The organism is Sphingobacteriaceae bacterium (genome assembly GCA_016715905.1).
In the GTDB taxonomy this organism is placed as follows: Bacteria; Bacteroidota; Bacteroidia; order B-17B0; family Aurantibacillaceae; genus Aurantibacillus.
In genome coordinates this window covers 14872-28416 of sequence record JADJXI010000020.1, presented here as the reverse complement: position 1 = coordinate 28416, position 13545 = coordinate 14872, and the positions used below count along the sequence as shown (strand labels likewise).

The window sequence follows — 13545 nt, the reverse complement described above, 5'->3', positions numbered from 1 at the left end:
GCCAATTTTAACATCTTTAACATTAATTATCAAAAGGGAGGTGTAATTTAAAGGTGCTTCCTTTACCTAACTCACTATCAACCGATATGGTTCCGCCATGTTTTAGAATTACAGCTAAAACATAAGATAAACCCAAACCAAACCCCTTAACGTTGTGTACGTTACCCGTTGGAACCCTATAAAATTTATCGAATATCTTTCTTTGATTCTCTTTGCTAATACCTATACCGTTATCCTTTATTTCAATCATCAAACCTTCGGCGGTGTTAAAGGTTTTGATATTAATCTCAGGTATTTCACGGGTATACTTTATGGCATTATCAATCAGGTTAAAAACAATATTGGTTAAATGCACCTTATCGGCTAAAAGTTCATGCTTTGTGGCACTTAAATCGGTAACTATTTTGCCATTTTTTTGAGCGATTAATAATTGGGTGTTGCTGATAGCCGTATTAATAATATCATGCACATCAATTTCAGTTTTCTTTAATTTAAATTCCCCCTTATCTAAAATTGAAGTTTGCAATATACTTTCCACTAAAACACTCAGCCGCTTGTTTTCATCACGAATCATTCTTAAGAATCGGGTTTGTTTATCGGGAGTTTGATTTATACTTGAATCAGAAAGCATTTCACTGGCTAAAGCAATAGTGCTAATGGGTGTTTTAAATTCATGCGTCATATTACTTATAAAATCATTTTTGATTTGGGAAAGTTTTTTATGACGAAGATTACTAGCCAGGATATAATAAAAAGAGAAAATTAAAATTAGAATTACAAGTAATGATAAAATCAGCGACCCTAACATGCTTTTGAATACATCTCTTTCCTGCGTTGGAAAATGAACAATTAAATACTCCGGATCAATAAAACGATTACTGGGTGAAAGATTTATTTTATACACAACACCAACCGAATCTTCCATGTTTTCTGCCTGAGCTAAATTACTATGGTGTGAGCTGCCCGGATATAAAGAGGTTAGATAATAATTGTATTTTGCTTTAATACCATTTCTTTTGAATTCATTTTTCAAAATAGAATCCAGTAAAACCGTATCTACTTTCTGCTTATAATTATTGTAAGATTCAAACAAATACTCATCCTTAAAAAAATCATTGCCGGAAGGGTACTTACTAAAAACATCATTAGAAGAAGTTTGTAATTGCTTCTTTTGAGCCTTTATTTGATTAATAAAATTAAAAGCAGAAGGGTCATCCTTCATGTTCTTTATCAATGAATCGAATGCATAATCTTTTGAGGTGATTCTGCTAAACTGTGTGCCGTTACTATCTACACTTTGATTCGTGATCATGCGCACAAAATTGCCTTGTTGAATTTGATTATTCACAAAAGGTGTATTAATTACCACGGCCGATCTGCTCACTCGGGTTCGTTTATAACCCCGGGTGGTATCTAATCGTTCTAACTTAGATGAAGTAACATTTAAAACATCGTTCACTTTTTCAGCAAACAAATCTTCCTTGGCGTTAAAATCATTGGTAATCCAAAATGCCTGTATACCTATTAAGGCCAATAAGGCAACTGAAAATGCTATAGAAATTATTAATGGTGTACGGCTAATCATGCAATAAACAAAATTAGCTTATAATTTTACAAATACATGCTAAATAATTATAAAGTGAGTTCACTGTTAATGTGGAGTTTTTATTCGAATTCATTTAGTGAAAATTTTCAATGGGTGTGGTTTTTCCATTTTCATAAACGTAACATTTCAAGCGATCGGTAAACACATATGGTTTATAAATGGATTTATTCAACAGCATCCTTAAACATTCCTGCACACCTTCAATAATACTTGGGTGCGGATGCATCATGTCTGCCAATTCACGAATACCCTGATTGGTATAAATTAAATAGGCCACTCCCTGAATAGCACTACTGGCATGTTCTCCTACTACGCGCATTCCTAAAATGCGCATCCCGTTATCGTTAGTAACAATAATTTTAAAAAAACCTTTTGTTTTTCGCATGGCTATAGCACGTGCGTTGGTTGCAAAATCCAATTTCACCACCTTATGTGGTATATCTTTTGCCCGGCATTCTTGTTCATTCATGCCAACAGCCGCCACTTCCGGATTTAAAAACATAATGGTACTTATATTTTTATAGGAAAGCGGTTTAACAGTAGGCCCAAACATTCTCACCACTGCATGCCTAGCTTCACGTTCACCAACATTTACCAATGCCACTTCTGTTGTAACATCACCGGCCACATAAATATTACTAATATTGGTTTGGGTGTCATCGTCCCAAACTCCACCTCGTTCAGCCATTTTTAAACCTACATTTTCAAAGCCTATGTTATTCACATTCGGCACCCTTCCAATAGATATCAAAGCTTTTTCCACAGTAATTTTTTCTGTCGTTCCGTCTTTATAACTCAACTCATATTCTACCAACCCGTTTTTAATTTGCATGTGCTTTAACGATGCACCGTGGTGAATTACTGCTCCATGCGATTCTAAATCATCCGAAATTACTTTGGCCACATCTTCATCTTCAAACGGTAAAATCCGGTCAGCTTTATCCACCAAATAAACTTTGGTTTTTCCCAGCGCCGAAAATATTGTTGCAAATTCACAACCAATTACACCGGCTCCAACTACAACTAAACTTTTGGGTAATGTTTTAATATTTTTTATTCCATCGCTGGTTAAGATAATTTCTTCATCTACTTCAATTCCTGCGGGCATTCGGGGCCTACTGCCGGTACATACTAAGATATTGTGTGTTGTGAATTTTCTGGTACTACCATCTTCTTTTTTTACTTCTACGGTATTTTTGTCTAAAATTAAACCGTGACCTTTTTCGTAGAAAAATAAATCGGGTAAATTGTTTTGTAGCAACCGCATATGAATGGTCATTTGCGATTTTCTTTCATACAGGGCTTCATTCACCAAACGGGTTAAATTTTTAAAATCCACTTCAAAACCGGGTATCAATTCTCGAATTGCGGCAATTTTTAGTGCCTGTTCCCAAAATGTTTTAGAAGAAAGTACTCCGTCATAGATTGCCGCGCCACCCAACTTGTTTTTTTCTATTAATAGCACCTTTTTGCCAAAATCTATGGCGCGCATTGCTCCCGCATATCCACTAGGTCCGCCTCCAATTACTATTAAATCAAATTCCATTTTATTTAAGCAAATGTATCATTATTAGCGGAATCGGGTATATTATGCATGATATTATATATCAATTACATACAGAATTTTAAAATTCACACAATTTTCCTATTTTTGCACCCCTAATAAAAATAGTTTATGAGTGAGAATTTGATTTATTTAATTCCGTGTTTAGGAATTCTTGGTTTAATTGTAATGGCGGTTAAATCTGCTTGGGTTAATAAACAAGATGCGGGAGATAAGAATATGCAGGAACTCGCCGGTTACATTGCCGACGGAGCTATGGCCTTTTTGAAAGCAGAATGGAAAATTTTAAGCGTTTTTGTAATTTTTGCAGCAGCTTTATTAGCATACTCCGGTACAATTCATGAAGTAAACGGTCAACAAATTCACTCCAGTTGGATAATTTCAATATCTTTTATTATTGGTGCCGTGTTTTCTGCAACAGCAGGATATATCGGAATGAAAGTGGCAACTAAAGCAAATGTTCGTACCACACAAGCAGCTCGTACCAGTTTAAAACAAGCCCTAAAAGTTTCGTTTACAGGCGGAGCCGTAATGGGCCTAGGAGTTGCCGGTTTGGCTGTTTTAGGATTAGGCGGATTATTTGTAGTGTTCTTAAAAATGTTCAATGTGGTTGAGGTTGATTCAGATCAAATGAAAACTGCCATTGAAGTTTTAACCGGTTTTTCTTTAGGAGCCGAGTCAATTGCCTTGTTTGCACGCGTTGGTGGAGGAATTTATACAAAAGCGGCTGATGTTGGCGCTGACTTAGTAGGAAAAGTTGAAGCGGGTATACCTGAGGATGATGTGCGTAACCCGGCAACCATTGCCGATAATGTTGGTGATAATGTTGGTGATGTTGCCGGGATGGGAGCAGATCTTTTCGGATCATATGTAGCCACTATTTTAGCAACTATGGTGCTTGGTCAAGAAATAAAAGTAACCGATTCATTTGGCGGTATGTCACCAATACTATTACCTATGGTGATTTGCGGTTTAGGGATTGTATTTTCAATTGTTGGAACTTGGTTTGTAACAATTAAAGATGAAAAATCAAATGTTCAGAATGCATTAAATATGGGCAATTGGGCTTCTATGATTTTAACTGTTGCTGCTTCTTATTTTATTGTGAATTGGATGTTGCCTGATGGTGAAATTGATTTACGAGGCGTGTCTTTTACAAAAACCGGTGTTTTTATGGCGATTTTGGTAGGAACCGTGGTTGGTGCCATTATGAGCATTATTACCGAATATTATACGGCCATGGGCAAAAAACCCGTATTGTCTATTATACAGCAATCGTCTACCGGACATGCCACTAATATTATTGGTGGTTTATCCGTAGGTATGAAATCTACCGTAATTCCAATTCTAACTTTGGCAGGTGGTATCATGGGCTCATATTATTTTGCCGGATTATACGGGGTTGCTATTGCAGCAGCTGGTATGATGGCTACTACAGCCATGCAATTGGCCATTGACGCATTTGGGCCTATTGCAGATAACGCCGGCGGAATTGCCGAAATGAGTCAGTTACCTCCCGAAGTTCGCGAACGTACGGATAATTTAGATGCAGTGGGTAACACCACAGCTGCAACCGGAAAAGGTTTTGCCATTGCCTCTGCTGCTTTAACTTCGTTAGCCTTATTTGCTGCGTTTGTGGGAATAGCGGGTATCGAACAAATTGATATTTATAAAGCCAATGTTTTAGCCGGATTATTTGTTGGCGGAATGATTCCATTTATTTTTTCTGCGTTATGTATTCAGGCGGTTGGCCGAGCTGCTATGGACATGGTACAGGAAGTAAGAAGACAATTCAAAGAAATTCCGGGCATCATGGAATACAAAGCAAAACCGGAATACGAAAAATGCGTTGCCATTTCAACAAAAGCTTCAATCCGTGAAATGATGTTACCCGGTGCCATTGCATTAATCACACCGGTAATAATAGGATTTATATGGGGACCGGAAGTATTAGGGGGTTTATTGGCAGGGGTAACAGTTTCAGGTGTTTTAATGGGAATTTTTCAATCAAATGCTGGTGGAGCCTGGGACAATGCTAAAAAATCATTTGAAAAGGGTGTGCTAATTAATGGTGAAATGTTCTACAAAAAATCGGAACCACATAAAGCATCCGTAACTGGTGATACCGTTGGTGACCCATTCAAGGATACTTCAGGACCTTCAATGAATATTTTAATTAAATTAATGTCTATTGTTTCATTAGTGATTGCACCGTATATAGCTGTTAATGGCGAAAATAGTGAAGCCTGCTGCGAAAAAACAGTTTCTGAAGAAGTACTTAAGTGCAACATAAATGGTAAAGAATATACCTGCAATAGCAAAGAACAATGTGATAGTATTTTGAATGCAGGAAGAAAAAGTATAGATGAAATAAAAGGTGCCTATAACGTTGATGGTTCTCACAGTTCATTAAGTTTCGCGGTTAAACATTTAATATCTGATGTAAAGGGAAGTATTAATATTGATAGTGGTTATGTGAATTTTGAAAATACACCGGGCGTTAAAATTTTTGTACAATTGGATATGAAGAGTATAAATACGCAAAATGAAATGAGAGATGATCATTTAAAAGAAAAAGAAAAGTTTTTTAATGTGCCTAAATTCCAAAAAGCTAATTATGAAGCTTCAGTGATCGAAAAAAACGAAGACGCATTTTCTCCTTACATGTATGTTGCTAAAGGAAAATTAACACTAAAGGGGATTAGCAAAGAAGTGGATTTAAAATTCAATTACAAAGGATCTACAGAGCAAGATTGGGATGGCAAAAAAATGAATATCATTGGTCTTGAAGGAGAAACAACTATAAACCGAAATGACTTTGGAATTGAAGGTGGTGGTTCTTCCGATGAAATTAAAGTTGAGGTTACACTGGAAGCATTAAATGAAATAAAATAAAAATAGTTGTTACTAACTAATCATTAAAAAGCGGGCGGTTGTCCGCTTTTTTTGTTTCGAGAATTTATATTTGTTTGAAGATAAGACGTCTCTTTTTTATATGAAAATAATAAGTTATAATGTAAATGGCATAAGAGCAGCAATGAGCAAGGGATTTCTGGATTGGATGAAAGAAGAAAATCCGGACGTGGTTTGTGTTCAGGAAATAAAAGCCAATCCGGAACAAGTTGGCGTTTTTGAATTCGAAGAAATGGGCTATAATCATTATTGGTTTCCGGCTCAGAAAAAAGGATACAGTGGTGTTGCCATTTTTTCAAAAACAGCGCCTAAAAAAGTAATTTACGGATGCGGAATTAAATCATATGATGATGAAGGAAGGATTTTAATTGCGGATTATAATGACTTTTCGGTTATGAGTGTTTATCACCCAAGCGGTAGTAGCGGAGACGAACGGCAATCTTTTAAAATGGGCTGGTTGACTGATTTTCAACTATATATAAATGAATTAAAAAAAACAAGGCCCAATTTAATCCTAAGTGGTGATTTTAACATTTGTCATAAGCCTATTGATATTCACAATCCGCAATCTAATGCAAAAACCAGCGGATTTTTACCAGAAGAGCGGGAATGGATGGAAGGATTTATTCAAAGTGGCTTTATCGATAGTTTTCGCCACTTTAATCCAGCTCCTCATCAATATAGCTGGTGGAGTTATAGGGCCAATTCAAGGGCCAAAAATTTGGGGTGGAGAATAGATTATAACCTTGTTTCTAAACCAATGGAAAATCGCTTAAAAAGCGCAAGTATCTTAAATCAGGCCATGCACAGTGATCATTGCCCGGTGGTATTGGAAATTAGCTAAAAAATCAGCCCTCCTATAATAGCAGAAATTTTCTAATAAAAAAATTAGGCTACTCCAATGTAAAACATATATTTGTTGTTCGAAATCTACGATATTGATTAGCGTTATGAATAAATTATTAATTATTTCTGCCTTTTCACTGTTTTTGTTTGCATCCTGTGGCGATGGCCCGGATAAAAAGCAAGGTACAAACACAGAAGCAAAAGGAGGAGTTTATATGGGCGGAATTCTCCGCACAAACGAAGTTGAAGCTTTCAAAAGTTTGATGCCAATTTCAATCAATGAAGTGAATAGCTATCATATTGCTTCTCAAGTGTACGAAGGATTAGTTAAGTACAATCAGGTAGACATGACCATTTTACCCGGCATTGCACACTCATGGGATATTAGTGAAGATAAAAAAGAATATGTTTTTCATTTACGCTCTAACGTAAAATTTCATGACGACCCGTGTTTTGCAGGAAATAAAGGCCGAATGGTAAAAGCAGAAGATGTAAAGTATTGCATGGAAAAATTATGCTCTATTGATCCTTTCAATAATCAGTTTGACGTAACTTTAAAAGACAGAGTAGTTGGAGCCAATGAGAGTTTTGAAGGTTCTAAAACCGGAAAAAATCCGGGAGTTAGTGGTATTACTGTAATTAATGATTCTACATTAAAAATTAATTTACTTTATCCCGATGTTAGTTTCTTAAGTATTCTAGCTATGCCCGGATGTTATGTTTATCCAAAAGAAGCTGTGATGAAATACGGTAAAGATATGCGTGCAAAATGCGTAGGTACCGGACCTTTCTTTGTAGAAACTATTAAAGAAGGTGAAGTGGTTATCATGAAAAAGAATGCAGACTACTGGGGTGTTGATGCGGACGGAAACAGACTTCCTTATTTAGACGGAATTAAATGGTCTTTTATACGTGATAAAAAATCCGAAATTCTTGAATTTAAAAGAGGAAATTTAGATATGGTTTATCGTATTCCGGTTGAAATGTTCCATGAGTTTATGGGAGATTTGGAACATGCAAAAACCAGAGAAAGTGAATTTGAAATTCTATCGTCACCGGCGTTAAACACTTTCTATTATGGATTTAATGTGCAAGCTAATCCGGTATTTGCTAAAAAAGAAGTTCGTTTAGCTTTTAATGCTGCAATTGACAGACAAAAAATTGCTGATTTTACAATTCAAGGGGAAGGAAATGCGGCAGAATACGGAATTGTTCCTTACGCTGAAATATTTGAGAATGCCGGTTATGATTACAAATCAATAAACGGATATAAGTATGATGTAGACAAAGCCAAAGAATTGATGAAGCAAGCCGGATATCCAGGCGGTAAAGGTTTTCCTGAATTAACTTTACAAATCAACAGCGGTGGCGGTGACCGAAACATTTTAATTGCTGAAGTAGTTCAAAAAATGCTGAAAGAAAATTTAGGTGTTACCATTAACATCAACACAATCCCTTTTGCTGAACATATAGAGAACATTCAAACCGGAAAAGGTGATTTCTTCCGATTTGCTTGGGTAGCTGATTATCCTGGTCCGGAAACTTTCTTAACTTTATTTTATGGTAAACACGTTCCTAAAAGCTTGAGCGAAAAATCATATATCAATACTTTTAGATACATTAATCCGAAATTCGATTCGATTTTTGAAATGGCACGTTTTGAACCCGATCAGGCTAAACGTATGAAACTGTTTTCCGAAGCGGAAAACATAATGTTAGCCGATGCTCCTTTTATTCCTATTTTTTATGATGAGAATTTCAGATTGGAACAAAAAAACGTACGGAACTTACCGGAAAACGTAATGAATTACATGGATATGACAACTACCTATTTAATTCCACCGGATAAAATGCCGACAAAATAATCTTAAATTAGAGGCTAACAATTCGTTAGCCTTTTTTGTTTTGAATAATTACCTCATCATAGTAGCAGGCGGAACCGGGAATAGAATGAATAATACTATTCCTAAACAATTTATTCAACTTAACGGCAAAGAAATTATTCTATATAGTATTGAAAAGTTTAGATTGTATCAAAAACAAATTCCCATAATCATTGCTGTACATAAAGAATACTTAGAATGGATGCAACAATTATTAACGAAACATAAATTAGAGAACATTGAAATTTGTGAAGGCGGAGAAACTCGATTTCATTCCGTTAAAAAAGCCCTTCGCCTATTAAAAGATAAATCAGGTATAGTTGGAATTCATGATGCAGCCAGACCTTTTGTAAGTGTTTCAACCATTCACCGTTGTTTTGATATGGCCTCAAAAAAATTAAATGCAGTTCCTTCTATTCCCGTTGGAGAATCGCTTCGAGTTATTGAAAACAATAAAAATAAAGCCGTTCCTCGTAATCAGTATTCCATCATTCAAACTCCACAATGTTTTGATATTTCTAAAATTCAAAAAGCGTATGAAGTTAATTATAATGAAAATTTTACCGATGATGCCAGTGTTTATGAGACCGCCGGCGAAAGTATTTATTTAGTTGAAGGTAATTCCGAAAATATTAAAATAACACATCCTAACGATTTAATTATTGCACAAGCTTATTTAAATGTTGAGCAATGATGAAATATGCGAGGCCCTGGAATTAAGTGGCAAATTATTAGAATTACACGGCGAAAATTCTTTTAAAGTACGCGCATACTCAAACGCCTCTTATCGTTTATCAAAACTCCGGTATAATTTTGAAGGGAAAACACAAAAAGATATTGAAGGTATAGAAGGTATTGGAAAAGGAATCGCTTCTAAAATTCATGAATTAATTCAAAATAATATTACCGAAGAACTAAAGGAATTACTTAATAAAACCCCAACCGGAGTAATTGAAATGTTGGGCGTTAAGGGTCTGGGACCAAAAAAAGTTGCTCAACTATGGAAAGAATTGCAAATAGAAAGTGTTGGAGAGTTGTTGTATGCCTGTAACGAAAACCGCTTAACTACTCTAAAAGGATTCGGTGAGAAAACGCAAGAAGCAGTTAAAAATAATATAGAATTTAAAATTTCGAATGCTAACAAACATCATTACGCTACCGTAATTAACGCTGTAAATTCATTGGTGGATTTTATTAGCAACCAGCAATCTGAATTAAGTGTAATGCCTGTCGGGCAAATTCGAAGAAAATGTGAAATCATAGATAGTATTCAAATTTTAATTGACGGAAAGAAGAATTGCGATACCGCCGAATTAGAAAAACGAATTCCAATTGCTGTTGAATTTATTTATTGTGAGCCGGAAGAATTTCATCTCAAACTTTTTGAATTAACAGCAACAACCGATCATTTAAATAAATGTGGCTTTCATAATTTAGAAGAAAATATTTTTTCAGATGAAGAAGAAATTTACAGCGCACTTCATCTGCAATATATTGAACCCGAATTAAGAGAAGGGTTAAACGAAGTTGAGTTGGCCGCTCAAAATAATATTCCTGAATTAATAACGTATACCGATTTAAAAGGCATTCTTCATAATCATTCCCTTTACAGCGATGGTGTTCATTCCCTCGAAGAAATGGCCATGTACTGTAAACAATTGGGGTTTGAGTACTTTGGCATTTGCGATCATTCTAAAACCGCAGTGTACGCACAGGGATTAAGTATTGAACAAGTAATACTACAACAAAAAGAAATAGATAAATTAAATGCTAAAGAAACTTCCTTTAAAATTTTAAAAGGTATTGAAAGTGATATTTTATCGGATGGCTCCTTGGATTATCCTGAAGAAATATTAAAAACATTTGATTTTATTGTGGCTTCCATTCATTCTAATTTTAAAATGACGGAAGAACATGCAACCACCCGATTAATTAAAGCCATTGAAAATCCCTATACCAGTATTCTGGGTCATCCCACCGGACGATTGCTGTTAGCCAGGTCTGGTTATCCCATCCATCATAAAAAAGTAATAGACGCTTGTGCCGCTAATAAAGTGCATATTGAATTAAACGCACATCCTTATCGATTAGATATTGACTGGAGATGGATACAGTATTGTATCGAAAAAAATGTACTAATTTCCATTAATCCCGATGCACATCATAAAGAAGGTTTTCATGATATGTATTACGGGGTTTGTTCCGCACGTAAAGGCATGCTTACCAAAGAAATGTGTTTAAATGCACTTTCCTATACCGAATTAATTAACGCATTTAAAAAATAAAATTGGCGATTTTAAACTCCATAGCCAGCTGGTTGATGAAAAAAAGAATGCATCAAATTGAATTATTCATTAAATATCCAATTGATGTACAAAGCGAATGGTTAAGCAGTTTATTAAAAGATGCTTCAAAAACCGAATACGGAAAAAAATATTCATTTGCCCACATTTCCAGTTATGATGAATTTAAAAACAAAGTGCCCGTTGTTAATTACGAAAGTTTAAAACCCTTTATAGAAAGAACCCGCAAAGGGGAACAAAATATTTTGTGGCACAGTGATATTAAATGGTTTGCGAAAAGTAGCGGCACAACGGATCAAAGTAAATTCATTCCTGTTTCTGAAGAAAGTTTAAACGGTTGTCATTACAATGCCGGAAGAGACATGGTTACTTTACATTGTTACAATAATCCCGAAACCAAATTATTCACCGGAAAAAATCTGGCTTTAGGCGGAAGTTTAAAAACCGATCAATTTGGAAATCATAATTCTTTTCATGGCGATGTAAGTGCCATCATCATTCAAAATCTTCCCATGTGGGCCGATTATTTCAGAGCTCCTGATGTGAATATTGCGTTGATGGATGAATGGGAAGCTAAACTCGAAAAGATTGCCCTTAGTATGATGGATGAAAACGTAACCAGCATAGCCGGTGTACCCAGTTGGATGTTGGTTTTGCTGAATAGAATTCTTGAATTAAAAGGATCGGATCATTTTAAAAATGTTTGGCCTAATTTAGAAGTGTATTTTCATGGCGGCGTTAGTTTCACCCCTTATCAGGAAAAATTCTCCGAAATATTTAGTCCTAAAGTAAATTATTTACAACTCTATAACGCCTCTGAAGGTTTTTTTGGCATTCAAGATCAATTGAAAAGCGATGAAATGCTTTTAATGCTCGACTATGGTATTTATTATGAGTTTTTAGAATTAAAATATTTGAAAAATAATGAATATAATCGATGTATACCATTGGAAGATGTACAAATTGGCATCGATTATGCCATGATTATTACATCCAATGCCGGTTTATGGAGATATGATTTGGGCGACGTTGTACAATTTACAAGTACTAACCCCTATCGATTCAAAATTAGTGGTAGAACAAAACAATATTTAAATGCATTCGGAGAAGAATTAATGATTCACAATACGGATTCTGCAATTGCATGGGCTTGTGAAAAAACGCATGCCCTGGTCAATGATTATACAGTTGCGCCCTTGTTTATGGATACCTCATCGGGAGCCCATCAATGGATTATTGAATTTGAAAAAGAACCTGATAATTTTGAATATTTTGTGGCCCTGCTCGATGAAAGCTTAAAAAGTCAAAACAGCGATTATGAATCAAAAAGATATAATGATTTTGTTTTAAAAGTTCCTCAAGTAATAAAAGTACTGCCCAATTCGTTCTATAATTGGCTTAAATCTAAAAATAAATTGGGCGGACAAAATAAAGTACCTCGTTTATGTAACGACAGAAAAATTGCCGATGATATTTTGTCTTTTTTAAACGAAATTCAACCGGTTTTTTAATTAACTTTAGTTTATAATTGAATTCTGACAAAAAAATATCAAATTCCTTTTTACGATTCGCGTTTGTCTGTATCTCTTTTCTATTCGTGAATTTCGTTCCGCCCGATGTTGGACCTGTATTCACCATTAAAACAAAACACAATTATTTTACTACCGATAATTTAGGAAACATCTATGCGGTGAACGATGATGAACTCTTAAAGTATTTAGCAAACGGAAAATTTTTTAATCGATACAGTAACCTAAAATTAGGAAGCATTACCAGTGTAGATGCCGTTAATCCATTAAAAATTCTATTATACTACCGTGATTTTCAACAAATCGTTTTTTTAGATAATCAATTAACTTCCAATAGCGATAATATTTCTTTAGAAGCATTGGGACATGAACAAACCGAGTTGGTTTGTGCCAGTGCCAATAATAGTTTTTGGATATACGATAAACAAAACAATGAATTAACCCGGTTTAATGAAAACTCTAAAAAAACAGCCTCAACCGGTAATTTAAAACAAATTTTGCAAAGCGAATTGAACCCGAATTTTATGCTCGAATACAATAATTATTTGTATTTAAACTGTCCACAAACCGGAATTTACGTATTTGATATTTTTGGCGCCTATAGTAAATTAATTGCATTAAAAAATATACAAAAGTTTAGGGTAAACGACGATTTAATTTATTATCAGAAAGATTCATCTATTTGTAGTTACAACCATAAGTTGTTTGAGGAGGGCTGTAAACCTATCCTTAATGGATCCGGTTGCAAAAGTGTAGAAATAGGTAAGCGTTTATTATACTTATCCTATTCCGACTCCATCGCCGTAGTAAATCTATAAGGCCCTTATGTGACAAATACTGGACCCAGCGTCATCTCATTTATTATTCAAATTTCACCCTCTTTAACAATTATTCATACAAG

9 protein-coding genes are annotated in these 13545 nt (G+C 35.0%); 7 read left to right on the top strand and 2 right to left on the bottom strand.

Annotation, left to right across the window (positions count from 1 at the left end; translation table 11 throughout):
- Nucleotides 1–22: 22 nt before the first annotated feature.
- Together IPM51_15570 and IPM51_15565 are read right to left on the bottom strand one after the other, a co-directional pair.
- Nucleotides 23–1585, bottom strand: a complete 1563-nt coding sequence (locus tag IPM51_15570; protein MBK9285716.1) for a HAMP domain-containing histidine kinase — start codon at nucleotides 1583–1585, stop codon at nucleotides 23–25.
- A gap of 94 nt (nucleotides 1586–1679) precedes the next feature.
- Entirely contained in the window at nucleotides 1680–3152 is a 1473-nt protein-coding gene (locus IPM51_15565) for an NAD(P)/FAD-dependent oxidoreductase (protein MBK9285715.1), read from the bottom strand.
- A 129-nt stretch (nucleotides 3153–3281) separates the two neighbouring features.
- Here IPM51_15565 and IPM51_15560 point away from each other — a divergent pair, with 129 nt between their 5' ends.
- The 7 genes from IPM51_15560 (at nucleotide 3282) to IPM51_15530 (ending at nucleotide 13462) form a co-directional block, all read left to right on the top strand.
- Nucleotides 3282–6065 carry a sodium-translocating pyrophosphatase gene (locus tag IPM51_15560; GenBank protein ID MBK9285714.1) on the top strand — a complete coding sequence of 928 codons (2784 nt, stop codon included), beginning with the start codon at nucleotides 3282–3284 and terminating at the stop codon, nucleotides 6063–6065.
- Between the two features lie 100 nt (nucleotides 6066–6165).
- Nucleotides 6166–6927 (top strand): exodeoxyribonuclease III, encoded by a 762-nt coding sequence (gene xth, locus IPM51_15555; protein MBK9285713.1) that lies wholly within the window; start codon nucleotides 6166–6168, stop codon nucleotides 6925–6927.
- A 106-nt stretch (nucleotides 6928–7033) separates the two neighbouring features.
- Nucleotides 7034–8794 (top strand): ABC transporter substrate-binding protein, encoded by a 1761-nt coding sequence (locus IPM51_15550; protein MBK9285712.1) that lies wholly within the window; start codon nucleotides 7034–7036, stop codon nucleotides 8792–8794.
- A 40-nt stretch (nucleotides 8795–8834) separates the two neighbouring features.
- A complete protein-coding gene (locus tag IPM51_15545) occupies nucleotides 8835–9506 on the top strand; it encodes a 2-C-methyl-D-erythritol 4-phosphate cytidylyltransferase (GenBank protein MBK9285711.1) in 672 nt (223 codons plus the stop codon).
- Nucleotides 9493–11097, top strand: coding sequence for a DNA polymerase/3'-5' exonuclease PolX (locus IPM51_15540; protein MBK9285710.1), 1605 nt, complete (start codon nucleotides 9493–9495; stop codon nucleotides 11095–11097). Before IPM51_15545 ends, IPM51_15540 begins: the two co-directional genes overlap by 14 nt.
- Before the next feature lie 2 nt (nucleotides 11098–11099).
- Nucleotides 11100–12626: a GH3 auxin-responsive promoter family protein gene (locus IPM51_15535; GenBank protein MBK9285709.1), complete on the top strand. Its 1527-nt coding sequence runs from the start codon at nucleotides 11100–11102 to the stop codon at nucleotides 12624–12626.
- An 86-nt stretch (nucleotides 12627–12712) separates the two neighbouring features.
- Nucleotides 12713–13462 carry a hypothetical protein gene (locus tag IPM51_15530; GenBank protein ID MBK9285708.1) on the top strand — a complete coding sequence of 250 codons (750 nt, stop codon included), beginning with the start codon at nucleotides 12713–12715 and terminating at the stop codon, nucleotides 13460–13462.
- Nucleotides 13463–13545 lie beyond the last annotated feature (83 nt).

Bases quoted from the DNA above. Each gene is read 5' to 3' on its own strand.
- IPM51_15540 (MBK9285710.1), top strand. From the start codon at position 9,493: ATGTTGAGCAATGATGAAATATGCGAGGCCCTGGAATTAAGTGGCAAA.
- IPM51_15560 (MBK9285714.1), top strand. From the start codon at position 3,282: ATGAGTGAGAATTTGATTTATTTAATTCCGTGTTTAGGAATTCTTGGT.
- IPM51_15570 (MBK9285716.1), bottom strand. From the start codon at position 1,585: ATGATTAGCCGTACACCATTAATAATTTCTATAGCATTTTCAGTTGCC.
- xth (MBK9285713.1), top strand. From the start codon at position 6,166: ATGAAAATAATAAGTTATAATGTAAATGGCATAAGAGCAGCAATGAGC.
- IPM51_15550 (MBK9285712.1), top strand. From the start codon at position 7,034: ATGAATAAATTATTAATTATTTCTGCCTTTTCACTGTTTTTGTTTGCA.
- IPM51_15565 (MBK9285715.1), bottom strand. From the start codon at position 3,152: ATGGAATTTGATTTAATAGTAATTGGAGGCGGACCTAGTGGATATGCG.